The sequence below is a fragment of the Photorhabdus sp. RM322S genome (assembly GCF_042879395.1).
GTDB lineage: Bacteria > Pseudomonadota > Gammaproteobacteria > Enterobacterales > Enterobacteriaceae > Photorhabdus > Photorhabdus khanii.
In genome coordinates this window covers 36,849-58,770 of record NZ_JBHFKW010000022.1, presented here as the reverse complement: position 1 = coordinate 58,770, position 21,922 = coordinate 36,849, and the positions used below count along the sequence as shown (strand labels likewise).

Here is a 21,922-nt window from a genome sequence, read left to right as displayed (position 1 = left end):
TGAAGGGAAAAAATATGAAAAACCGTACTCTTGGAAGTACCTTTATCATCGCCGGGACTACGATTGGTGCTGGAATGCTGGCCATGCCATTAGCGACCGCCGGTGTAGGATTTGGTATAAGTTTTATCATGCTGGTTGGATTGTGGGTTTTGATGAGCTATACCGCATTATTGATGGTTGAAGTTTATCAGTATGAATCTCCTGATACGGGGTTGGGAACGCTGGCACAACGTTATCTTGGTAGTAGCGGTAAAATATTAGCCGGTTTCAGCATGATGTTTCTGATGTATGCGCTGACATCTGCATATATCAGTGGTGCAGGGGAATTACTGACAACCAATATCAATAAATGGTTTGATTTATCCTTGCCAGCTTCAATCGGTGTTGCGTTGTTTACTGTGATTGGCGGTGGGGTTGTTTGCATTGGCACCAGTTCAGTAGATATGGTTAACCGGGTACTTTTCAGTGCAAAAATTATTTTCCTAATATTGATGTTAGGACTGATGATGCCGCATGTTCAGCATGCCAACTTATTGACTATGCCATTAGAACAAGGATTAGTCTTATCCTCAATTCCTGTGATTTTCACCTCGTTTGGTTTTCACGGCAGTATTCCCAGCATTGTAAAATATATGGATGGAGATATACGTAAATTACGCTGGGTGTTTATTATCGGTAGCGCCATTCCGCTACTCGCTTATATTTTCTGGCAATTAGCAACGTTGGGCAGTATCAACTCCGTCACGTTTGTTGGTATTTTAGCTGAAAACTCAGGGTTGAATGGCTTATTACACAGCATTCGTGAAGTTGTTGCTTCACCGAAAACGGAGCTTTCAGTACAAATGTTTGCCAATTTAGCGCTCGCTACCTCATTTCTTGGTGTTGCACTTGGTCTGTTTGATTTTCTGGGTGATCTGTTTAAGCGTAAAAGTAATATAACAGGGCGTATGCAGACTGGGTTGCTGACTTTCGTTCCCCCACTGGTTTTCGCTCTGTTTTATCCAAAAGGTTTTGTAATGGCTTTGGGATATGCCGCAGTTGCTTTATCCATTTTGGCGCTAGTATTACCCAGCCTGCTGGCATTTAGATCCCGCCAGCACAATGAACGCCGGTATCGGGTATTAGGTGGTAAACCAGTATTGGCGCTGGTATTTGCCTGTGGTGTTGCTGTGATAGCAATTCAGATCGCGCTTGTGAGTGGGGTGCTGCCGAAAGTGGGATGAACATGCTGTTTTGAAGATAAGTTCTTTTTTGACCCAGAATGTATTCTCTGACAAACTGCCATATGAATTATTTGTATGGCAGGCCTATTAGTGGGGGCAGTTATGAATCATACACGTTACGAAACTGATGTAGTCGCCTGGGCAAATGAGCAGGCGGCATTATTGCGTGCCGGTAAATTTTCTGAGATTGACATAGTCAACATTGCTGAGGAAATCGAAGACGTAGGTAAGAGTGAGCAGCGTGAATTGGCTAGCCGCATGGGAGTATTAATTGCTCATTTACTGAAATGGAAATATCAGCCAAGTTATAGAGGAACAAGTTGGGAAAGAACAATTAAAGCGCAAAGAAAAGAAATTCTTTATGGCTTAAAAGAATCACCCAGTTTAAAGACGAAATTAAGCGATTCAGATTGGATTGATGTTGTTTGGTCGAAAGCCGTCGCATCAGCAATGAATGAAACGGGGTTGGATGAGTTTCCTGATGTATGTATTTGGAGTATTTCCCAAATCCTGTCTTCTGAGTTTTACCCTGATTAAGATTTGTGACGCTGAAAGCAAGATAAGCATTTTAAAAACAAAAAAGAAAAATTAAAAGTTATGATAACAATCAGTGTTTGACCTTACGAAAAACGAATGTTGATTATAAGGAGTTGGATCATGGCGAAAGAACTATTTACTGCCACAGCAAAATCTGTAGCTGGATTGAAAGTTGAATGTACATCAAGAGATTTCTCCTTTTGTTTAGATGAGCCACGTAATTTAGGTGGCACTGACCAGGGGATGAATCCTGTTGAGGCTCTGCTCTGTTCCTTGGGGGCCTGTAAATGTATCGTGGCAAAAGCCTTTGCTAAAATGCATAAAATTAATTTAATTGATATTCACATTGATCTGGAAGGTGAGCTTGATACTGATGGTTTCACTGGTAGAAATAAACAAGCGAAATTAGGTTTTTCTAAAATAGTGACAAAATTTTATATTAAAGCTGACAATAGTGAAGAAGAAATTCATGCTTTTGTCGATTTTATTAATAAAACTTGCCCGGTTCATGACACCATTGAGAATACGCCAAGTTTCGCCACTGAAATATATTACGAATAATAGGTGCCGTATTTAAATAATTACATAAAGGAAAGATTGTTTAAGTTAATTTAAAAATCCTCTACTATGAAGTGGAGGATTTTTAACTCTTTATCCTGTTGATAATAATATAATAATTAATTACTGTTGTTTAATAACGTAAACCGTAGTGATATTACAACTTACATTCTCTATGCCAACTTTAATATTTAAACCCTGTGCATAAGCTTGGCTTAATAGTTTATTAACGTTTTCAGAGCTTGATCCTGACCAAATATAACCTGGTCTTCCACAATTACCGACTAAATTTCCGCTGAAGGTATAAAGATAATGTGCAGGATTGTCCCAATCAGCTTTCATTTCTGCAACTTTGACAACGCCACTGTTCGTTTCCGCTGAGAATGCGGGGGCACTCATCATACCAATAAAAATAAATAGCATAGATATCAATTTTTTCATACTCAACTCCTGGTTAATAATAAAGAAAATTTGGTGTTTTGAAGTGTAGAGTATGCGAATAATCTTTGCACCAATTTACTGCCAATATAAAAGATATTTGTTTTAACAAATAATATAAGAATGATTTTTTGTTGACTTTATTGAAATTAACTAATAACCCACTCTTTTTTAGAATAGAGGGGGTTATTATAGAGCAGGGGCGCTAATTATGCCAATAACTTAGCAGGCCGTAATATTAATCTAATAAAAAATATCCCATAGGTTTATAATATTTTGGTGGAACATAAAGATCATAGCCATTTTCTTTACAAAATAATCTTAACTCCATAACTGATCCAACAGAAAGTTTCTCATAGATATCTTCGAAATATTTTTCCACAGTACGGCATGAAATACCCATTTTGACCGATATATCTTTATTACTGAGACCACAACAAAACAGGAAAATAACCACCCATTCTTTCTCTTTCAATATATCGTTTGGTGGCTTAAATTTAACAGGGGAAAATATATGATGTTTAATATAATGAGCCATTGCAAAATATTCTATTTCTCTGGCATGAGAAACCACACCAATACATTGATTATTTTCATCCATTAATGGGAATTTGTTATAAAAATAAGATCTAAATTGTTTACCTTTCCCCTTTGGGTAAATCCCTATGGCTGATATTCTCTGCATATGCTTTAAGACCTGACTGTCGTGTTCTTCAAACAAGTGGGCAAAATGACTAAATAGCGTCAGCAATTCTTTTTCAGAATACCCGATAATATCAAGGTTTTTAGGGAGTTTATTAACTTTAATAAATGCCTCATTTCCATAAATTAAACGGAACTCTGTATCTTTTACAAACCACAGTTCAGAACTTCTATCCCACATATTTGTTAGCTGACGAGTAATCAAAGGAAAATTTTTGCATCTCGGTTGATTCATATATAGGTAGTCCCCTTAAGGCGTTATCTTTCTATGCCAGCCAAACTCATAATTATCTGAAGTTTCAGTATCGTAAGACTTTCTATCGTTGGCGGAGGAGACAATATTATTGAATCCACCGGGTTTGTATCCTTTAGTGGCAGAGAGATAGAAACGGGTATCTGGCGTCAATTGCCAGCCCAAGGCCGCCTTAGGAGTGAATTCATTGCTGGAGACCTAGTTATCAAAAGCTTCGACCGCCATCATGCCAGCACGGCCTGAATAGTCTATCTGCGATTTTTCATGTGATAAACGACCACCAAGGGTAAGATCCCATTGAGAAGCAACCGGTAATTTAACTTCACCAAACAGTGCCAGCGATCTTCCTTTTATTGTGTTAAAGGCATCACCATAGTAACCGGGATAGCTGCTGGTATGATGTTTATTACTTTCATCTGAAAACCAACCACCGAGCACGCTGGTAACCCCATTTGAAAAGTCGGAGTTTAAACGCAGTTCCTGGGTTGTGGCGTGATGTTTCTCTTTCCATTTACCACCGATGAAATCACGGTAAATGTCGCGATCTTGATAAGAAGTCACACTGGTCAATGTGCTGCTGCCGAAATTGTATTCAGCCTTAAGCGCATAACTGTCAACCTGTCGTGTCAGATCAGGAATAGGGCCATCATATTTCTTCTGACGAAATTGCTCGTCAGTTAAATAAATCTCTTCATGGGCAAAGCTAAACTCAGCGCTGAAAGGAGAATCTTCTGGCGCAAATGTCAGTTGCCCTTTACCGAGCCAGGTTTTGCTGGAGTCGATATTTTTACCACCATGATTTAATGCATCAATTTGTCCGGGTTCTTTCACCCAACGCAAGGAGGTACTTCCATAAAGGAGATCTTCAATAAGTGGAATTGAACCACTGAAAGAGCCTCCTTGTTTCAGCTTAGAGTAATTACCGGAGAGGTTAAGCCAGGGACCTGCTTTCGGTGAGCGGGTAATAATATTGATAACACCGGCTTGCGCATTTCCGCCGTATAAAGTGCCTTGAGGACCGCGTAATAATTCTACACGTTCTACGTTGATCAACTCTTGTGTTAAAAACTGGTGATCTTGAGGAACACCATCAACATAAATACGAATATACGATTTATAGCAGAAAATTGAAAATTTTCACTGCTGGTCATTGTATGAATTCACATGAGGAGGAAAATGAAGCAAATTCACCGTTTCAAACAGAAGAATTATCTGACGGAATTCATATAAACCGAATTCATTTTGAGATTAAGCAAGATATTATAGAATACTGTGAGGGACCACCGACCGTATCAATTGCTTTTGTTCTAAGTGGGAAAGGCAAGATGGCAATTGAAAATGGCGATGTTTTAGACATAAATTCAGGAACAATGCTGTTTTTCTATTCTCCTAAGATAACGCGTGGCATGAATTTCTTTGGCTGTGGAGAATGGCATATTCTCGATATTCGTTTTTCATTGAGCGAAATTGCAGCTCAGGAGTTACCGTCTTTCACTCAATTAGCTGCTGGTTTTGAGAAAAACGGTAGTTACAGTGATGTATTGATGATGGCATGCCCTATCTACCCACCATTTATGCAGATAGTCAATCAAATAGAAAAGTGTCAATTAAAGGGTAGTATAAGGAAGATTTATTTAAAGGCGAAAGCATTAGAGATACTCGCTTGTGTAGCGGCTCAAATTTATGATTGTCAATATGATGTGATCAACAGCTTGCAGCGCCGCGCCGTTTACAATGCAATAAAAATAATTAACAGTGATTATCATTATCCCTGGACGATAAAATCGCTATCAAAAGCGGTTGGTTTAAATGAGCGGAAATTAAAAGAGGGATTTCGTGCTGTTGTTTTTTGTACTTTTCATCAATATCTGGAAAATGTCCGTATGACGACCGCAGAAGATTTATTAAAAAAAGGGATGAGTGTCACTGATGTTTCTACCGCCGTGGGTTATGCCAGCCCAAGTCATTTTTCTAAACGCTTCCGGCAACATTACTTGATCAACCCTAAAGCATGGCAGGTGAAATATGCGGTGGTTCACACACCATTTACCGAACATATGGCCGCGGAAATTAAGTAAAAACGCCTGTTTTGCCAAAAGGTGGCCATGAAGAATGGCCACGTTATGGATAGGGATATCGCACGATTTTTGTGTTATGCCAATATTATATTGTCTGCGAACAGGCTATCCATACTGACGCCAACCAACGTGACTGAGTTTTGTCCAAAGGTAAACACCACATTATTGTCCACCATCTTAGCGTGATCCAGATAACTACTTTTTTCGTCACTGCTGCCTTCTGTGCCCAGAAATACCAGTTTGTCGGTTTTATTGTAGCCGTAAACAATATCTTGTCCAAAATCGCCGTTGAACAGGAAGGTATTGTTATTACCCTGACTTTTTAGCACATCGTTACCTTCACCGCCGACAAAGACATTGTTGTTGCCGAAGCCAATCAGAGTATCGTCACCCTCCAGACCGAACAGCCAGGAGCCGGAGGTTTTGGAAGTGAGGGTATCATTCCCATCATTACCGGTTACTGAATTGGCGTACTGCTTCACCCCTTGGTTGGAGTGCAAACCGTCGGCTCTGACCTGCGAATTCACTTCTTTGGTCAGAAACAACCAGGTACTTTCCTTGCTTCTTATCGTGGCGATATCTGTGGCGATAGTGATATCACCGTGTGCATCGCGCAGATACAATGTTCCCGCCTTGTCATAGGCTATTTCCGCGCCTTTTAACGACTTCTGTAAGTCAATAGTATTGTGGCCTTTCCCTCCGGCAATCATGTTAAATCCACCGTCATCGCGGAATATATCATTACCGTCGAGACCTTCCAGATAATCGTTTCCTTTGCCGCCTTTAATCAGATCATTGCTGTTAGTACCGATAATGAAAGTACTGCCGGTATGTTTCTCCGCGTTCCGGTTTAAATCTTCCACCCAGGTATTACCACGGGTGACGTTGGAAAGATTGCTGACGACAATCGTGGAGTCTTTGTAGGTCAGGTCGTAGAACGTTGAATCCATAACCCGTTGCATACCACTCTGATAGAAAGGTGTGACATGAGAAACCCAGGTTGACAGGTTGGCAATAGAGAAGGGAAGCAGATTCCACGCGGTTGATGCGTAGTGATCGTTAAAGTTGACAATATTATTTGTCGCCGAATCCTTTGGAGCATCGTGCACGCCCACTGACGCCGCAGTAGTACTGGTGCCAGTCAGTACACGGAATACCGGGTCATTCTCATATCCCACGTTCAGCACCTTGTTACCTTTCTCATACTGCGATGGCGAGGCGAAGGTTATATAGTTCGACTGAGAGTAAAACCCACCCCATTTCGTCTCGCTGGATCCCGCCATGCTATTCGCCGCTAACCCACCCAAACTATGGCCGCTGACCAGAACATCGCTCCCTGTCAGACCATGAGCTTTGGCGTAGTTGGCTACGTGATCTAACAGTCGGCCAAAAGCGTTTGGTGTATAGTTATTCGAATATTCTGTTTTCCCTAAACCTACCAACACATTATTAATAATATCGCCGAATGTATCGGTGATTATTGATTCCCGGGGGCCACTGGTGCCACGAAATGCAATACCAATTGATGTTAGGTTACCGTCAGCGTCATATTTTCCCATCACTTCAGCTTGAGCAGTGGAATGACTTGATTTTTCGCCATAAAAGGTACCACGAGCATCCGTTTTACCCTTATAGCCTAATTCATCGGCGCTAATAGTAAACCATCCCGCTTCGTTTAGTTTATCTCGTGCTTGTTTTTCCGCATCTGGGTTCCAGGGCAATTTAGTCGAGACGCCCTGTGAGGTCGTACTACCGATAAGTGCAGTCACCAGCGTTAATGGCATTCCCAAACCATAACCATAGTTGTAATACCCTTCGGCAAATCCACTGCCTAGATTATGGTAAGCATACCCGGAAATAGCTTTAGCGTCAGAAAATAACTCTTTAGAAGTCGTGTCATCAAAATCTTTATACTGAAAAACACCCATGATGCATATCCTTGTGAGGTTAAAATAAGGTTAAAAGAGTGTTCTAAAAATATTAACGAACTAGGTAAGTATAGATCTATGTGAGGATTTTAAAGAGTAACCATCTGCTAATTTATAAATTAGTGAGCCATCATGAAAATTTGATATTTTTACAAACTATATATTGCAAAAATATTGTTTATATGATAAATGGCCGCGCGGATGAGAATAAATCTTCTGACATTTTTATCATCAGTGACTAAAAGATAGATAGTGAATAGTCCACGCCATTATAAATAGAGATCTATTAATTCCATTTAATACTTATAATAAAAGTATGGATATGTGAATTCTGGTGGAGAAATTCTATCGCTGATTCACTCAATTGGTTGACGTAAAGTAAACTTCTATTTGTTAGAATAATGAGATTATAGCGTAAATATTATTAATTTAATCAATGTTTTCTTAAAAATAGGTTTATTTAATAGATTTAAATCTGGTTTTAAAACTGTTTTTATTTATTTTTTATCTGGGTTTTTATGGAAAAACATAATGATAAGATTATTATTATGTTTTTGTTTTAATTAAAATTAAATTATCAAAACAAATAATAAATTTTCGTTTTAATATTTGTTGTGCGAATTTTTATACAGTCTTACAGACGAATCTATCATGGATAAGTTGTTGCTGTTAGTGCGATAGATTCTTTTTCTCTCTATAATGTATTTTTCCCACGTAGTTCCACCATTTATCTACGAGATCTAAACATGAAACACTCCCCATTGCGACGTTCGCTGTTATTAGCAGGTATTACTCTTCCTTTGGTCAACTTCACTTTTCCAGCATGGGCTGGTGCGATTCCTTCATCACTGCATCAACAACTTGCTGAGTTGGAAAACAGAACAAAAGGTCGTCTGGGGGTGACATTGATTAATACTGCGAATGGTCAGGAGATCCAGTACCGGGGGAATGAACGTTTCCCTTTCTGTAGTACTTTCAAGCTGATGCTGGTGGCAGCGGTGTTGCATAAAAGCATGTCCCAATCAGAACTGTTAGCAAAACATATCAATTACAGTGAGTCCGACTTACAGTCTTATGCTCCAATTGCCCGCAAGAACCTGAATCAAGGTATGAATATCACACAATTATGTGCCGCAACATTGCAATACAGCGACAATACTGCGGCGAACTTGTTAATTAAAGAATTGGGTGGGTTAGAGGCTGTAAACCGCTTTGCTCAAGGCCTTGATGATAGAGCGTTCCGGCTCGATCGCTGGGAGCCTGATTTGAACAGCGCTATTCCCGATGATCCCAGAGATACCACAACACCAGCGGCAATGGCGACCAGTGTGAAGAAAATCGTGCTTGGGGAGACTCTGGCTACACCACAACGTGAACAATTGGTTGTCTGGCTCAAAGGGAATACCACCGGAGATGCCAGTATTCGAGCCGGAACACCGGACGGTTGGGTCGTTGGCGACAAAACGGGTGGCGGTGATTACGGCACCAGCAATGATGTCGCCGTACTTTGGCCACCAGAGGGGGGATCACCTGTAGTTCTGGCGGTTTATTTTACCCAACATCAGAAAGACGCTGAGTCACGCCGTGATGTACTGGCTTCAACTACGCGGTTGGTGATGGAGCATTTAGCGTGATTTTTTCTGGAATACAGGTAATTGTGCTAAGAGTGTCAGTAACACCAAAGTTGCCCCCTTGATAATTATGTAGTAACGTACCTACATAAATTGATTGTTATATTAGGAGGTACTATGTTAATCACAACCTTATCAAGCCGAGAACTCAACCAGGATGTTAGTAGGGCAAAGAAGGCTGCCAAAAGTGGTCCTGTGTTTATCACAGATCGCGGCAAGCCAGCGCATGTCCTGCTGACTATTGAGGAATATCAACGGATCACGAAGCAACGCAGAAACATCGCTGATGCTTTGGCAATGCCCGGTGTTGAAGATATTGAATTCAATCCGGCGCGAGCTACCATTAATAGCCGTCCGGCTAATTTCTCATGATGTTTGTTCTTGATACCAATGTCGTGTCCGAGCTTCGGAAAGTTCGGGCGGGTAAGGCTAATATAGGGGTTGCCTCATGGGTTGAAGGTGTTGATGCAGCGGAGCTTTTCCTATCGGCCATTACCATTATGGAGCTGGAAACCGGTATCTTACAGATTGAACGGCGAGACATAATCCAAGGGGCATTATTGCGTTCATGGTTTAACCACCATGTCATACCGGAATTTACTGGGCGGATCTTACCGGTAGATACGGCTGTAGCGTTGCGGTGCGCCCGGCTGCATGTACCTGATCCATGCTCAGAGCGTGATGCACTTATCGCGGCAACCGCACTCGTTCATGGTATGACCGTCGTCACACGGAACGTGGCCGATTTTGAGTTGACTGGAGTGCCAATATTGAACCCTTGGATTTAGTTAGTTTTTGTATGTGGACGTTATCTTTCGGGAAAGTAGCCTCTGCCACATAGAAGAAATTTAACATTTCCACCCCAAAATACATTAAAATTATTTATAAATATTATCTGGTATCTTATAATGCCGAGTATGAAATATTTGCCAATATAGAAGAAAGTATCTCAGCTCAAAGATACTTTTTTGCTAAATTAAGACTATTACCCGTGATGAGTTTTGCACTTTTATCGAACTTCTCAAATTGCCAAAAAAAGCCATTAACACTACAAAATATCTGGCCTTTTAGGTGGATAAGGCTCTCTATGAATCTGACAAATTACTCAGTATTTCAAGGTTATTGAAATCATGAAAGTGAGAGTGAGGATAGTCATCGATGAACTCGATTTTCATTATATGATTTACATCACAATGTCAATAAAAAAACAATTAATTTAATTGCAACATTAAAGTAGATTTGTTATTTTATTGTTGCGCAAAAGTTATGGGCGCAAGGTGAGTTTGTTCGGTGGAGGTTATCATGCGCGAAGATAGAAATACGGTAATGGAAAGCAATGGTGATCAGGTAGGGGCTAACGTCGAAGATCTCGGCTTAGAAGTTGTAGAAGACATCCCCCAGATTTCAGAGGCGTGTCCTGTTCGTCAAATTTGTCATGCTTAATTAGGCTAATCTGATGACTGACATGCTTCAATACAATGCCTTGATTTCAGCATTGTCTATGCAACGATTGGAACCGCTTTATCAACACATCTGTGCTCATGAATCATCCAGTGCTGCATATGAATATAATCCCGTCGAGACGCCGTGCAAAATGGCTCCTCTTCTATTGAAGAGGGTTTTCGAACCGGTAATTTTCGATGATGCTCTATTCTTTGATTTGTTTGCCAGCATGTCTACAGAAGCTGAACGGGCTATCAGTGGTTTGTTTCGAGTGTATATTGACGGCATGTTGAGCCCTCAGTACGAGAACGAGGTTTTATTTAATCATCCTCGGGTGGGAGAGGCTTTCAAGGACTATGTATCCAGAGCTACTGCTGGAAACAAGTTTGGCATTATTGTGAATGGTGCTGAACAATGGTCTGATCCACTGGCTCGGATGGGGGCTCGCATTTTCGCGCCGGTCGTCGAAGCTCAAGGCGCTTGGCGGAGTACGGTTGAGGTGACGTTATTTATCGGCAACTACGGCTACACGCCTTTTGGCATTCACATTGATGATCCCTACACCTCAATTGTCCATTTCCATACTGGCCCCACGACCAAGGAGATGACCCTTTTCAGCCGAGAAGAGTTTCATCGACTAAATGGTGAACGGAAGAACTGCTTCCAGCCGGAACGCTTGGTACCTCATGGTAAAACCTTTGTCATCGAAGCGGGTGATGTCTTTTTGCTGCCACCGCATTGGTACCATATTGGCAATACAGAGGGTTTCTCAATTGGTATTGCATTTGCGATATCAAAGTATTCAGCTGCCAAGGTAACTGCGAATACTCTTCAACATGCTATTACCGAAGAACGCCTGCGAGGTTCTATTGATGAAGTCGTAGAACGGGCCGAAAAGGGCGCGTATTCTCAGGCGGGATGGTTGAGACGAATATACGCTGAGAATATGGCAAGAGTCTCAAGTCGCCGACATCTGCGCTATTCTTACGTTCGTTTCCAGGATGACATGATTACGCCGGATACACGCTGGATCCGCGACCCTGACTTTCCGATAACCACTATTGAGGTGGACGAGGATTTGCTGGTCTTTGTCCGCGGGAACCGCATTCGCCTCGCTCGAAATGAAGTGAGTATCAGATTATTGAAGACCATTCCTGAGATACCATTCAGTGCGCGCGATCTGCATGCAGAGCTTGAAGGACGTGTGTCGCTGGATGCACTGCTTGTTACGGTGAAACAGTTGCGCAGGCTGGGAGGATTGCTGCCTGCTACAATCATAGTGGAAAGATCATAACTTAGTGTCAAGTCAACGATCTTCTCGTGTATGCCACAACCGCAGCAAGATGGCAACCGCGGTGATTACATTCTGCAAAACTGGGATGAGAAATCACAGTACCATTGAGTTTATCGGTTTGTGGGAACAGCTACATAATCCCGATTCGCGGCGTTGTTGAATCAGCGCCATATCAGACTCGTTGAAGGTATAAAAACGGATCAAATCATCCTGGTTTTCAGGCATAGCAAGCAAATTGGCTCACTCATTGGCGGAAAGAATTGAGCGGCGCGGCATAGTCAGTTATCCATTTTCAGGTATTGATAGAGTGTTTCGCGGCTGATACAGAACTCCCGCGCCAATTGCGTTTTCTTTTCACCGGCAGCGGCGCGACGCCGTAGTTCGGCACGGCGATCTGGTTCAAGTACTTTCTTACGCCCCCGGTAAGCCCCACGTTGCTTAGCAAGTGCAATACCTTCGCGTTGTCGCTCGCGGATCAACGCACGTTCGAATTCGGCGAACGCTCCCATGACAGACAACATCAAGTTTGCCATCGGTGAATCTTCCCCGGTAAAACAGAGATGTTCTTTGACAAATTCGATGAGTACACCACGCTGTGTCAGTGTTTGTACGATACAACGCAGATCGTCGAGATTACGCGCTAGTCTATCCATACTATGAATCACTACGGTGTCACCCTCACGTACGAAACTGATAAGTGACTCCAATTGCGGGCGTTTCACATCCTTTCCCGACGCCTTATCGGTAAAAATTCGGTCAACCTAAATCCCTTCCAGTTGTCGTTCCGGGTTTTGGTCGAAAGTGCTTACCCGGATGTAGCCAATCCGTTGTCCTTTCATGCAGATTTACCTTACATCGACCAGCATGTTTTCAATCAAACGGGTCATTGTTTCTTTTTGCGTCGGTGCTGACTCCGCGACAAGCAACACCAACGCAGCGAGTCCGATGTCTGTCATTTTCAGAAGGCGACTGCACCAGTTCACAGGGCTGACAGCCCGATGTGCAGCCAACTTCTGAACAGGTTTCGTCAGCCGTCCTGTGCACGAAACGTCATGAAGGGGCTAAGTTGCCCAGAACTCCGGTGCACGATATCTCTTCCTCCGGCTGGTGATCGTTAACTCTCTCTGCTGATCCTCGCTGCCAGTCGTGTCATGAGGTCCATGCGTTCATGAAAAATCGCCACGACCAGTGCGGGCGCACTCCCGCGTGGCAGGCAGAAGACATAGTGATGTTCACAATGCGCCATCCGTAACTCAGGAAAGAGTTCGCTCATATCCTTGAAAGTACCTCGCCCTACGGCAAGGCAGGCAATACCATGTTCCAGCCTGGTGATATAGCGGCGTACTTGCGCTGTGCCCCACTGTTTGCGCGTGTAGCGGATGATGCTGCGTAGATCTGCTTCAGCCTCCGCCGTGAGGATGTAGGTCGTCAAGCGCGATCCCCGCCGAGTTCTTCGTCAAGAATTTCTCCGATGCTCCTGGTGGACACCTTCCCTGCAATCCCGTTATTGATGCGGTTTCCCAGCAGAGTTTTCAGTTCCTGCCATGCCTGATCAGCATCTGCATCGCCGGGGAACAAACGTTCGAGAGCGTATTGTTTGATGGTCTTACCTTGTAGGGCTGCTAGCGCTTTCAGGCTTTGGTGCTGCTGGTCTGTTATGTCGATTGTCAGGCGGCTCATAGAGGGCATCTCCTTTAAAATACACAAACCCACATTAGCACATATGTATAAATAAAGCCATCAGACCGCTCTGTCCATCAAACGAACGTTTGTCGGACATTAAGATAGGCGGACGGAATGACGGACAAATGAGGCAAAATGGCACTGATTGGCTATGCGCGGGTATCGACGGCGGAACAGGACACCGCCTTGCAGACGGATGCGTTGCGCAAGGCGGGTTGCGAGAGAATTTTTAATGAAGTGAGTATCAGATTATTGAAGACCATTCCTGAGATACCATTCAGTGTGCACGATCTGCATTCAGAACTTGAAGGACGCGTGTCACTGGATGCACTGCTTGTTACGGTGAAACAGTTGCGTAGGCTGGGAGGATTGCTGCCTGCTGCAATCATAGTGGAAAGATCATAACCTAGTGTCAAGTTAGCGATCTTCTCGTGTATGCCACAATCGCAGCACGTTGATGGTGAAACCTTGGATTTCGTAGCGCATTTCATAATGCCCCGCAAGGATCCGGCGCACTTCACGTGGCTCAAACTCTTCAAGGCGTTCTCCGATACGTGGGTTGATAAGCAAATCAGTGGGTGCAGCAGAAAGCGCCTGTATTGTTCGTACAGCACAGAAAATCGTATAGGCGAGTTAGGTCGGAGAGCGCCTTGCTGGTCCATTTCAATTCCATCACCATCAGCGCGGTACTGGTAGAGGTTCGTCGGTACTAAGGCTATCGGCCCATGCCATAACGGCCTGATGGTCGATGACATGACCAGCGTCCACATCGGCCAACGCTTCGCGAGTTAGTCGGCTATGTTCTTCCTCCTGGTCGAGCCAGGCTGACAGTGCCTGCTTCATGATCCAGCCACGCGAACGCTCCAGTCGTACTGCCATCTGATCAACCTTCTCGGCCAGCGGAAGTGGAACATGAGTAGTCAACACTTTAGTTGCAGTTTTTGCCATCCTGAATATCTCCTCTCTATAACTATGATTGGTTACGATTAATATTGAATCATAGTGATTAACATTAATTCAATCAAATGAAATGCCAGTTTTTTAAGTACGCCTAATAAACTTCCCTCCATTGCGACTCGTTAGAAACACATTATCTTAATTACATGTATATATATACATGTAATTAACATTATTTTAAAATGATAAGTGCAATGCAATAACAACCTGTTACATGATTGAGTCATACAACAGCTTGTTTTTACTTTCTTATATTAAATCTAACTTACATGAGAATGACATGATGACAGTATCTCCCAAACCCAATCTTCAGCTTGTCTACGTATCTGATATCGAACGTTCGACAGCTTTCTACCAGACACTTTTCAATTCTGAACCCGTGTTTTCTAGCCCCCGCTATGTGGCATTTGCTGCCGACAGCGAAGCACTGTTTGCTATTTGGTCTGGCGGAACCAAGCCAGATGCTGCTGTCCCGCGGTTCTCTGAGATCGGCATTATGTTGCCATCCCACGAAGATGTAGATCGCCTCTTTGAGGAATGGCGGAAGAACCCCGGCATCAAAATCGTGCAAGAACCTTATACTGAAGTTTTTGGTCGTACTTTCCTCGTTGAAGATCCTGACGGTCATATTATTCGAGTATGCCCCCTGGATTAGAAGCTAGGTTAACTTCCCTGGCACGACTGCGGTGAAAATTTTCTTAAAGGAGTTTAATCAGGAGGATTAAATTCCTTTTTCTGAGACACCCTTTATATTCATGAAATTATTAAAAATAAAGCTAAGATAATTGATTGCTTTTCAGAATTGAAAAATAACATTTACCCACTTATTTCTTACCTCCTATTTTTCTCTTTATTCTTTAATAAAAAACTTTAAAATCTAACAAATCGATAATCAATATTACCATTTCAGGTTAATTATGATGAAAACCATAATTAACCCTTTAATTACATCTATATTTTAATTTTTCTGACTAATCAGAATTTCACTTCTAAAAATAGTAGGTAAAAAATAGGACAAGTATGAAAATACATTTTAACCACAATGCTGTGTTTTTAATTTTATCTTTAAATACAAACAATTAAATTAATTTACAAGGTTTACAATATTATATTTAACCCCGTAAGTATTGCATTAAATTAATATACATGAGAACTTATTTACCAGCCGACACACGGTGGGTTTTAAATATCATTAAATGTGTCACAGCATATTAGATTGCTATAAATAGACGTTAATTGATTTCTTCGTCTATCTCATCTTGTTCGGTTATTCAATCAGGTTTGGTGCGGTTTAACGTAAGTTTGCACTTCCTGTCATATATAAAGGTATAAAGGTGCCATGAATACTCAACGTAAGCTTGATAAAGTGAGACCGCCCCGAGTTCAGATTACTTATGATGTTGAATTAGGTGGTGCGGTCGAGAAAAAAGAATTGCCCTTGGTCATTGGTGTCATTGGTCAATTTGCTGAACAATCAATTCCTATGCGTGAACGTCGTTTCATGCATATTGATAAAGATAATTTTAATGCGGTGATGGAAGGTCTGACGCCTTCATTGGAATTACAGGTTGAAAGTGCGCTGCCTGGGCAAAGCGGATTTATTAATGTCGATTTGCAATTTAAATCAATGGCGGACTTTACCCCAGAGAATTTGGCGAAACAGATTGAACCGCTACGTAATTTGCTGGAGGTTCGCAGCAAATTAAGCGATCTGAAAGGCCGTGCATTGAGCAATGAAAAATTGCGCGACCGTCTGGCGGAAATTCTTGCTGAACATGCGGACAAATTACCACAGGTAAATGAAGAGACGGAAACGCCAGCCACAGAAAATACGGCGGATGACGTCACTCCGGAAAATAACAATGCACAGTGAGGAAAACATGGAACAGAGCGTTGTTGAACAGCAAGAATTGAAAACGACGGAAACCAGTGGTGATTTTCTTGATCAGATTATTGATAACACCCAAGCCATTCGCCGGGAAGCCGATCGTGATCGGGTCAAAAGCCAGCTTGACCAGTTTCTGGCCGAAGTAACGTCAGGTTCGCTGGTGGTTTCTGGTGATTTAGTAAACAGCATTGAAGAGCGTATCGCCGCGATTGACGCACTGATGTCCGCTCAACTGAGCAAGGTGTTGCATCACCCAGAATTACAGCGTCTGGAATCGTCTTGGGTAGGGCTTAAGGGATTACTTGACCAGAGTGAAACTAATAATACCCAGATCCGAATGTTGAATGCGACAAAAACCGATTTGATTAAGGACTTTAAATCGGCGTCTGATTTCGATCAGTCAATGTTGTTTAAGAATGTTTACGAGTATGAATACGGTACCTTTGGTGGTGAACCTTATTCAGCGTTTGTCGGTGATTTTGACTTTGATAACAGTCCGGAAGATCTTTATTTACTGGAGCAGATTTCCCATGTGGCAGCGGCAGCCCATGCCCCGTTTATCAGTTCAGCCAACGCAGGTATGTTAGGGCTGAATGATTTTGGTGAACTGCCACGTCCACGTGATTTGTCCAAATTGTTTGAAACATCCGATTATCTGCGCTGGAAGCGTTTTCGGGAATCCGATGACTCCCGCTATGTCGGTTTGACTTTGCCGAGGGTGATTGGCCGTTTACCTTATGGGGCAAAAACCATCCCGGTTGAACAATTCTGTTTCGAGGAGCAGGTAAAAGAAGGGGACAGCAGCAGTTATCTGTGGATTAACGCCGCTTATGCACTGGCGGGCCGTATGGTGGCTGCGTTTGAACAATATGGTTGGTGCGCGGCAATTCGCGGTGTGGAAGGCGGGGGATTGGTAGAGGCATTGCCGACCCATCATTATTCCTCTGTGTCCGGTGAAAAGATGCTGCAATGCCCGACTGAGGTGGCCATTTCTGATCGCCGTGAAAGAGAGTTAGCGGAATTAGGGTTTATTCCTCTGGTTTATTATAAAGGTACTGACTATGCCGCCTTCTTCTCGGTACAGTCGCCTAACAAACCGAGGAAATATAATTCTGACCTGGCAAATGCCAACGCAAAATTATCGACACAATTGCAATACATTATGACGACTTCTCGTTTCGCCCATTATTTGAAAATGATCGTGCGTGACAAAGTGGGTAGTTTTATGTCCCGCGGAGAATGTCAGTCTTATCTGCAAAGTTGGATCAACCAATATATTGTTGGTTCTGATACCGTCGGCGCAGAAATTAAAGCAAGCCACCCATTGCGTGAGGCAAGAGTTGATGTTGTTGAAGTTCCAGGAGCACCTGGAACATATCGAGCGGTAGCTTATTTAAGGCCGCATTTCCAATTGGAAGGATTAAGTATGTCTTTACGGCTGGTTGCTGATTTACCGCCGTCATCGGCAGCTTGATTATTCTATTTATTAAAATTTATCCTATTTGTTATAACGGAGCAGTTAATTATGAGTTCTTCAATTTTTTTACAAATCGATGGTATTAAAGGTGAGAGTACCGACAGCAAGCATAAAGACTGGATTGAGCTGGAGCATGTCAACTTTGGTGCGTTCAACCACGCACGTATCGCAGACAGTGGTAAACGTAAGATTACCGTTGGTGCAGCGGGTTTCCGTACCATTGACTGTGTGAAGGTGATGGACATCAGTTCTATCAAATTGTTGTCCGCAGTGGCGCAGGGTACGGCGATTAAGAAAGTGAAACTGGAAATCTGTACGATTTTCAAAGGGGAAATGCATCCTTACGCGGAAGTTGAAATGGACGAATGTATTATCTCCGACGTCCATGAAACCTGTTCACGTGGTGGTGAATTCCCACAAGAGCAGTTTTCTATCACCTATTCCAAAATTAAATGGACATTCACCCCACTCAGCCCAGACGGAACCAAAGGCAACAAAGCAGGTCCAGAAGGTTGGGATCTTATCGAGAACAAGAAACAGTAATTTTTACTGTTTACTGCCGGCCTTTGGCCGGCGGTTTCTGCCCGGAAAGATATTATGATTCAGCCCTCATTTCTCCATCGTCTGAAAGACGATTATCCACAAGATGAAAAACGTGGTGTAACGCTGAACTGGTCACGTCAGGAAGTCGTACAAAGCCTGATTTCCGATTTGAGCATGCTGTTTTCATCAAGACCGATCTCTGCAATTTCACCATTATTTGGGGAGTTGCCGAAATCAGTTTTAAATTATGGTGTTTACGATGTCATTAATGTGGATATTTCCGATGATGAACGTATTGATGCACTGAGCAATAATATTTACCAAGCTATTTCCTGGTTCGAACCACGCTTGAAAAATGTCGTTATTACATTACAGAAAAATACGCCGGAGAATATTACTTTCTGGGTGAATGGAAATTTTTTCAATGAACAGGTGGTGTTTTCTATTTCATGGAGTAGTACCGCTTATACCTATTCAATTTCATGGGATAAATTACAATAAACAACATGATGCTATTACCACAGAAAATACTGACTTATTACAACCGGGAATTAAATTATTTAAGACAATATGGCGCTGCGTTTTCTCAGCGTTTTCCTAAAATAGCCAAACGTCTTGGGTTCGCGGAGGGCGTTTCGGAAGATCCGCATGTAGAACGTCTGGTGGAGTCTTTTGCTTTTCTGACGGCAAAAATCCACCAACGTATTGATGAAGATATGCCGGAGCTAAGTAACGCCATGTTGGAAGTATTGGCACCGCAGTTTTTGCGTCAGGTACCGTCGGTATCGCTAGTGCAGTTTCAACAGGATCCGCAAACATCCGGCGTTACCGGGATGATGACGGTAGCACGGCATACCTCATTGATTTCTCAGCCGGTAGGTGATGTAGCATGCCGTTTCCGTACAGTATATCCACTGGAAATGTTGCCGTTGGATTTAACGCACGCGGAGCTGACGCCGGACCCTTACGACCGGGATTTTATTTTAACGTTGAATTTTACGTTGTGGCCAGGTGCCAGTTTTCAGGCTCGCCATATTCGTTTGTACTTACATGGTGCACCAGTGCTGACTCACAGCTTGTATGAATTACTGTCGGCACAAGTTAAGCAACTGGAATGCCGGTTGGGTGAGCGCATATTCAGCATGAATAGTCGGGAGATTCAAGTGGTGGGTTTTGATCCACAAGACAACTTGTGTGCCGATGATTTATTGATAAATCCAGCTCACCACCTGTTCCGCGATTATTTCAGTTTTCCGGAAAGATTTTTATTTCTGGATATTCCGCTGCCTAATGCCGGCTTGATCACTAGTTTATCAGGCGAGTTGCAATATCGTTTCCGGCTTAAGGATTGCGTAGCGTTGCGTCGTATTGAACGTATGAGTGATAAAGTCAGCAACGAAACCTTCCGGTTGAATTGTGTACCCATCGTCAATCTGTTTCTTCATCAGGCGGAGCCGATTATTCCGCTGGAAACTGAGCATGAATACTTGGTTCAACCGGATGCGCGTCGTCCACAAAGCATGGAAGTCTATACCATCGATCAGGTTGAGGTTGTCAGCCGTCAGCAGGAGCAATTGAGTTCCAGACGGGTGCCGCCGTTATTCGGTATTGAACATACACAATTTGATGAGCAAATCCCGTTATTCTGGCAGGCGTCACCGCACCCCTCACTAAGACATAACGACACAGGGATAAATATGTTCATCGGTTTTTCTGATAGTCGCGGCGAACAGCTAAAACCAGAAAGCGATGTGGTGATACTGAGTCTGACCTGTACTAACCGTGATGTACCACAGCAGTTGAGTAACGGTCATCCTGACGGGGATTTCGAATCGGAAAGTGCTTTGCCTGGTGTAAAAATTCTGGGATTGATCCGCCCCCGGTTGCCGGTACGTCCACAACCAAGTTGTGCGTTGAACTGGCAGTTGGTGTCGCAACTTAATTTGAACCAAATGTTACTGAGTGGTCCGCAAGGAGTTCAGTGCTTAAAAGAAACGCTGGAACTCTACAACCTGCTCAGTGATCCGGCCATATCGAGGTTGATTGCACAATTACAGCAGATTGCCATTGCGCCGGTAAGTGCGCGCTTAAACCCCGCCGATCCTTATTCTCTGGCGCGAGGGTTGGAGATAACGCTGACCTTTCAAGCACAGGCGGGCGAATTTGTCGATTTTTATCTGTATTGCAGTTTGTTAGAACGTTTTATCGCTATGTATGCGCCAATTAACAGCTTCACGCAAACCGTAACACAGCTGGAGACGGTTAATAATAGTACGCGCCGTTGGCCACGTCGCAGCGGGAAACTGACATGGCTTTAGCAAGCAATAATGTAGAAAACAGAGTGCGTTTGGCGGGTGGTCGTTTTTATCAGAATGTACGCCGGTTGCTTAAACGCTGTCGTCATCGTCAGCGTGAAGAAGCGGTGATTACCCCTGACGATGTAGTGCAGTTCAGCTCCGTATTGACACTGGAGGCGCCGGAAAGGGAAGTGGAATCCCTGATGCCTGCGCAAAAGGAGCACGAACAGTATCGTATGGCGGTGCATCACTTTGGCCTATTAGGAACTTTTGGTGCATTACCGTTGAGCTATACCGAATGGCTGATTGATAGGCGTTATCGCTACGGAGACGAATCAGCCCAGGCGTTTATTGATATTTTTACCCATCGGCTGCTTAGCTTGCGTTTTCAGGCATGGCAGAAATACCGGTTATATGTCAACGCAGAACTGCAAAGCTATCAGGCACTGCCGGCAGTCATTGCGGCGGTAGCCGGACAATTAACCGAAAGTAAAACACAGCGCATTCATCCCGCCTGTGTTGGGTTGCTGGCGACACCGATTCGCACAATGGTGAACTTGCAGCATCTGTTGCAGCGGGAATTTAACATGCCGGTCAGTATTCATCCCTTTAAAGGGCGCTGGCAATATGCTGAACAGGCACATTGTTGTTGCCTGGGTCGCAGCCTGTTGGGCGATAGCCCGATGTTGGGTCATGCTTATTGGGATATTCAGTCAGGGTTTCATATTCAGCTGGGGCCATTTGCCGCCTGGCAGCACGCCGCTTTTATGCCGGGAAATGAAAAACATCGCAGATTGACGCAGTGGGTGTGGCAATTTGCCGGGCCGCTGCTCTCCTTTTCGCTGGAATTACTGGTGCAGCATAGTGGGCAGGGCAATATGTTAAATGGCAGCCGCCGATTGGGGTGGGATGGTTGTTTAGGAGATACCGGAGATAGCCATATTCAGCGTGTGTATTTGGCTGAATGTGCGAGTCCTTACGCGGTTTAAATA

At 43.3% G+C, this 21,922-nt stretch carries 23 protein-coding genes and 4 pseudogenes; 17 read left to right on the top strand and 10 right to left on the bottom strand.

Annotation, left to right across the window (positions count from 1 at the left end; all coding sequences use genetic code 11):
* The first annotated feature begins 14 nt into the window (after positions 1-14).
* From tyrP to ACGF63_RS14145, 3 genes are all read left to right on the top strand, one after another.
* Positions 15-1,223: a tyrosine transporter TyrP gene (tyrP, locus tag ACGF63_RS14155; RefSeq protein WP_152962060.1), complete on the top strand. Its 1,209-nt coding sequence runs from the start codon at positions 15-17 to the stop codon at positions 1,221-1,223.
* A gap of 102 nt (positions 1,224-1,325) precedes the next feature.
* Complete coding sequence (locus ACGF63_RS14150) at positions 1,326-1,760, top strand: DUF29 domain-containing protein (RefSeq protein ID WP_387631555.1); 435 nt, start codon at positions 1,326-1,328, stop codon at positions 1,758-1,760.
* Positions 1,761-1,880: 120 nt separating this feature from the next.
* Positions 1,881-2,321 (top strand): OsmC family protein, encoded by a 441-nt coding sequence (locus ACGF63_RS14145; protein WP_152962061.1) that lies wholly within the window; start codon positions 1,881-1,883, stop codon positions 2,319-2,321.
* A 120-nt stretch (positions 2,322-2,441) separates the two neighbouring features.
* Here the strand turns inward: ACGF63_RS14145 and ACGF63_RS14140 are convergent, their stop codons facing one another.
* The 3 genes and pseudogenes from ACGF63_RS14140 to ACGF63_RS14130 all read right to left on the bottom strand — a co-directional run bounded on the left by ACGF63_RS14140 (position 2,442) and on the right by ACGF63_RS14130 (position 4,764).
* Entirely contained in the window at positions 2,442-2,759 is a 318-nt protein-coding gene (locus tag ACGF63_RS14140) for a hypothetical protein (protein WP_036847166.1), read from the bottom strand.
* Positions 2,760-2,994: 235 nt separating this feature from the next.
* Positions 2,995-3,693, bottom strand: coding sequence for a helix-turn-helix transcriptional regulator (locus ACGF63_RS14135; RefSeq protein WP_387631551.1), 699 nt, complete (start codon positions 3,691-3,693; stop codon positions 2,995-2,997).
* A 15-nt stretch (positions 3,694-3,708) separates the two neighbouring features.
* A pseudogene (locus ACGF63_RS14130) lies at positions 3,709-4,764 on the bottom strand (TonB-dependent receptor).
* A gap of 5 nt (positions 4,765-4,769) precedes the next feature.
* Between ACGF63_RS14130 and ACGF63_RS14125 the strand changes: the two are divergent.
* Positions 4,770-5,789, top strand: a complete 1,020-nt coding sequence (locus ACGF63_RS14125; RefSeq protein ID WP_387631548.1) for a helix-turn-helix transcriptional regulator — start codon at positions 4,770-4,772, stop codon at positions 5,787-5,789.
* Between the two features lie 74 nt (positions 5,790-5,863).
* Here the strand turns inward: ACGF63_RS14125 and ACGF63_RS14120 are convergent, their stop codons facing one another.
* Positions 5,864-7,717, bottom strand: a complete 1,854-nt coding sequence (locus ACGF63_RS14120) for a polyurethanase (RefSeq protein ID WP_387631545.1) — start codon at positions 7,715-7,717, stop codon at positions 5,864-5,866.
* Positions 7,718-8,463: 746 nt separating this feature from the next.
* On the opposite strand from ACGF63_RS14120, the gene bla reads away from it, so the two are divergent.
* The 5 genes from bla (at position 8,464) to ACGF63_RS14095 (ending at position 12,085) form a co-directional block, all read left to right on the top strand.
* Positions 8,464-9,351: a class A beta-lactamase gene (bla, locus tag ACGF63_RS14115; RefSeq protein WP_387631542.1), complete on the top strand. Its 888-nt coding sequence runs from the start codon at positions 8,464-8,466 to the stop codon at positions 9,349-9,351.
* 114 nt (positions 9,352-9,465) lie between these two features.
* Positions 9,466-9,720, top strand: coding sequence for a type II toxin-antitoxin system Phd/YefM family antitoxin (locus tag ACGF63_RS14110; protein WP_387631539.1), 255 nt, complete (start codon positions 9,466-9,468; stop codon positions 9,718-9,720).
* Positions 9,720-10,136: a type II toxin-antitoxin system VapC family toxin gene (locus ACGF63_RS14105; protein ID WP_387631592.1), complete on the top strand. Its 417-nt coding sequence runs from the start codon at positions 9,720-9,722 to the stop codon at positions 10,134-10,136. The genes ACGF63_RS14110 and ACGF63_RS14105 overlap by 1 nt, the downstream gene beginning before the upstream one ends.
* 514 nt (positions 10,137-10,650) lie before the next feature.
* A complete protein-coding gene (locus ACGF63_RS14100; protein WP_387631536.1) occupies positions 10,651-10,791 on the top strand; it encodes a hypothetical protein in 141 nt (46 codons plus the stop codon).
* A gap of 13 nt (positions 10,792-10,804) precedes the next feature.
* Positions 10,805-12,085 (top strand): hypothetical protein, encoded by a 1,281-nt coding sequence (locus ACGF63_RS14095; RefSeq protein ID WP_387631533.1) that lies wholly within the window; start codon positions 10,805-10,807, stop codon positions 12,083-12,085.
* A gap of 278 nt (positions 12,086-12,363) precedes the next feature.
* On the opposite strand, the pseudogene ACGF63_RS14090 reads toward ACGF63_RS14095, so the two are convergent.
* The 4 genes and pseudogenes from ACGF63_RS14090 to ACGF63_RS14075 form a co-directional block, all read right to left on the bottom strand.
* Positions 12,364-12,924, bottom strand: a pseudogene (locus ACGF63_RS14090) (recombinase family protein).
* A gap of 6 nt (positions 12,925-12,930) precedes the next feature.
* Complete coding sequence (locus tag ACGF63_RS14085; protein WP_387631530.1) at positions 12,931-13,095, bottom strand: hypothetical protein; 165 nt, start codon at positions 13,093-13,095, stop codon at positions 12,931-12,933.
* Between the two features lie 104 nt (positions 13,096-13,199).
* Positions 13,200-13,517 (bottom strand): type II toxin-antitoxin system RelE/ParE family toxin, encoded by a 318-nt coding sequence (locus ACGF63_RS14080; RefSeq protein WP_088374050.1) that lies wholly within the window; start codon positions 13,515-13,517, stop codon positions 13,200-13,202.
* Complete coding sequence (locus ACGF63_RS14075; protein ID WP_036849172.1) at positions 13,514-13,765, bottom strand: antitoxin; 252 nt, start codon at positions 13,763-13,765, stop codon at positions 13,514-13,516. The genes ACGF63_RS14080 and ACGF63_RS14075 overlap by 4 nt, the downstream gene beginning before the upstream one ends.
* Before the next feature lie 138 nt (positions 13,766-13,903).
* On the opposite strand from ACGF63_RS14075, the pseudogene ACGF63_RS14070 reads away from it, so the two are divergent.
* Positions 13,904-14,000 (top strand): annotated as a pseudogene (locus ACGF63_RS14070) (recombinase family protein); the annotation flags it as partial.
* A 185-nt stretch (positions 14,001-14,185) separates the two neighbouring features.
* Here ACGF63_RS14070 and ACGF63_RS14065 read toward each other — a convergent pair.
* Together ACGF63_RS14065 and ACGF63_RS14060 are read right to left on the bottom strand one after the other, a co-directional pair.
* A pseudogene (locus ACGF63_RS14065) lies at positions 14,186-14,441 on the bottom strand (type II toxin-antitoxin system RelE/ParE family toxin).
* Between the two features lie 5 nt (positions 14,442-14,446).
* Positions 14,447-14,716: a CopG family ribbon-helix-helix protein gene (locus tag ACGF63_RS14060; RefSeq protein ID WP_132355437.1), complete on the bottom strand. Its 270-nt coding sequence runs from the start codon at positions 14,714-14,716 to the stop codon at positions 14,447-14,449.
* A 289-nt stretch (positions 14,717-15,005) separates the two neighbouring features.
* On the opposite strand from ACGF63_RS14060, the gene ACGF63_RS14055 reads away from it, so the two are divergent.
* From ACGF63_RS14055 to tssG, 7 genes are all read left to right on the top strand, one after another.
* Positions 15,006-15,380: a VOC family protein gene (locus ACGF63_RS14055; RefSeq protein WP_036847182.1), complete on the top strand. Its 375-nt coding sequence runs from the start codon at positions 15,006-15,008 to the stop codon at positions 15,378-15,380.
* 684 nt (positions 15,381-16,064) lie between these two features.
* Positions 16,065-16,598: a type VI secretion system contractile sheath small subunit gene (tssB, locus tag ACGF63_RS14050; RefSeq protein WP_036847184.1), complete on the top strand. Its 534-nt coding sequence runs from the start codon at positions 16,065-16,067 to the stop codon at positions 16,596-16,598.
* Between the two features lie 7 nt (positions 16,599-16,605).
* Positions 16,606-18,087 carry a type VI secretion system contractile sheath large subunit gene (gene tssC / locus ACGF63_RS14045; RefSeq protein WP_036848332.1) on the top strand — a complete coding sequence of 494 codons (1,482 nt, stop codon included), beginning with the start codon at positions 16,606-16,608 and terminating at the stop codon, positions 18,085-18,087.
* Positions 18,088-18,138: 51 nt separating this feature from the next.
* Positions 18,139-18,633, top strand: a complete 495-nt coding sequence (locus ACGF63_RS14040) for a type VI secretion system tube protein Hcp (RefSeq protein ID WP_036847187.1) — start codon at positions 18,139-18,141, stop codon at positions 18,631-18,633.
* A gap of 54 nt (positions 18,634-18,687) precedes the next feature.
* On the top strand, positions 18,688-19,134 hold the full coding sequence (gene tssE, locus ACGF63_RS14035) for a type VI secretion system baseplate subunit TssE (RefSeq protein WP_036847190.1): 447 nt from the start codon (positions 18,688-18,690) through the stop codon (positions 19,132-19,134).
* A gap of 5 nt (positions 19,135-19,139) precedes the next feature.
* Entirely contained in the window at positions 19,140-20,951 is a 1,812-nt protein-coding gene (gene tssF / locus ACGF63_RS14030) for a type VI secretion system baseplate subunit TssF (RefSeq protein ID WP_387631522.1), read from the top strand.
* Positions 20,942-21,919 (top strand): type VI secretion system baseplate subunit TssG, encoded by a 978-nt coding sequence (tssG, locus tag ACGF63_RS14025; RefSeq protein WP_387631520.1) that lies wholly within the window; start codon positions 20,942-20,944, stop codon positions 21,917-21,919. Before tssF ends, tssG begins: the two co-directional genes overlap by 10 nt.
* Positions 21,920-21,922 lie beyond the last annotated feature (3 nt).

Coding starts and splice junctions, on each gene's coding strand:
- ACGF63_RS14145 (WP_152962061.1), top strand. CDS start 1,881: ATGGCGAAAGAACTATTTACTGCCACAGCAAAATCTGTAGCTGGATTG.
- ACGF63_RS14110 (WP_387631539.1), top strand. CDS start 9,466: ATGTTAATCACAACCTTATCAAGCCGAGAACTCAACCAGGATGTTAGT.
- tssG (WP_387631520.1), top strand. CDS start 20,942: ATGGCTTTAGCAAGCAATAATGTAGAAAACAGAGTGCGTTTGGCGGGT.
- ACGF63_RS14105 (WP_387631592.1), top strand. CDS start 9,720: ATGTTTGTTCTTGATACCAATGTCGTGTCCGAGCTTCGGAAAGTTCGG.
- ACGF63_RS14075 (WP_036849172.1), bottom strand. CDS start 13,765: ATGAGCCGCCTGACAATCGACATAACAGACCAGCAGCACCAAAGCCTG.
- ACGF63_RS14100 (WP_387631536.1), top strand. CDS start 10,651: ATGCGCGAAGATAGAAATACGGTAATGGAAAGCAATGGTGATCAGGTA.
- ACGF63_RS14095 (WP_387631533.1), top strand. CDS start 10,805: ATGACTGACATGCTTCAATACAATGCCTTGATTTCAGCATTGTCTATG.
- ACGF63_RS14055 (WP_036847182.1), top strand. CDS start 15,006: ATGATGACAGTATCTCCCAAACCCAATCTTCAGCTTGTCTACGTATCT.
- ACGF63_RS14060 (WP_132355437.1), bottom strand. CDS start 14,716: ATGGCAAAAACTGCAACTAAAGTGTTGACTACTCATGTTCCACTTCCG.
- ACGF63_RS14135 (WP_387631551.1), bottom strand. CDS start 3,693: ATGAATCAACCGAGATGCAAAAATTTTCCTTTGATTACTCGTCAGCTA.
- tyrP (WP_152962060.1), top strand. CDS start 15: ATGAAAAACCGTACTCTTGGAAGTACCTTTATCATCGCCGGGACTACG.
- bla (WP_387631542.1), top strand. CDS start 8,464: ATGAAACACTCCCCATTGCGACGTTCGCTGTTATTAGCAGGTATTACT.
- ACGF63_RS14150 (WP_387631555.1), top strand. CDS start 1,326: ATGAATCATACACGTTACGAAACTGATGTAGTCGCCTGGGCAAATGAG.
- ACGF63_RS14040 (WP_036847187.1), top strand. CDS start 18,139: ATGAGTTCTTCAATTTTTTTACAAATCGATGGTATTAAAGGTGAGAGT.
- ACGF63_RS14140 (WP_036847166.1), bottom strand. CDS start 2,759: ATGAAAAAATTGATATCTATGCTATTTATTTTTATTGGTATGATGAGT.
- tssC (WP_036848332.1), top strand. CDS start 16,606: ATGGAACAGAGCGTTGTTGAACAGCAAGAATTGAAAACGACGGAAACC.
- tssE (WP_036847190.1), top strand. CDS start 18,688: ATGATTCAGCCCTCATTTCTCCATCGTCTGAAAGACGATTATCCACAA.
- tssF (WP_387631522.1), top strand. CDS start 19,140: ATGATGCTATTACCACAGAAAATACTGACTTATTACAACCGGGAATTA.
- tssB (WP_036847184.1), top strand. CDS start 16,065: ATGAATACTCAACGTAAGCTTGATAAAGTGAGACCGCCCCGAGTTCAG.
- ACGF63_RS14120 (WP_387631545.1), bottom strand. CDS start 7,717: ATGGGTGTTTTTCAGTATAAAGATTTTGATGACACGACTTCTAAAGAG.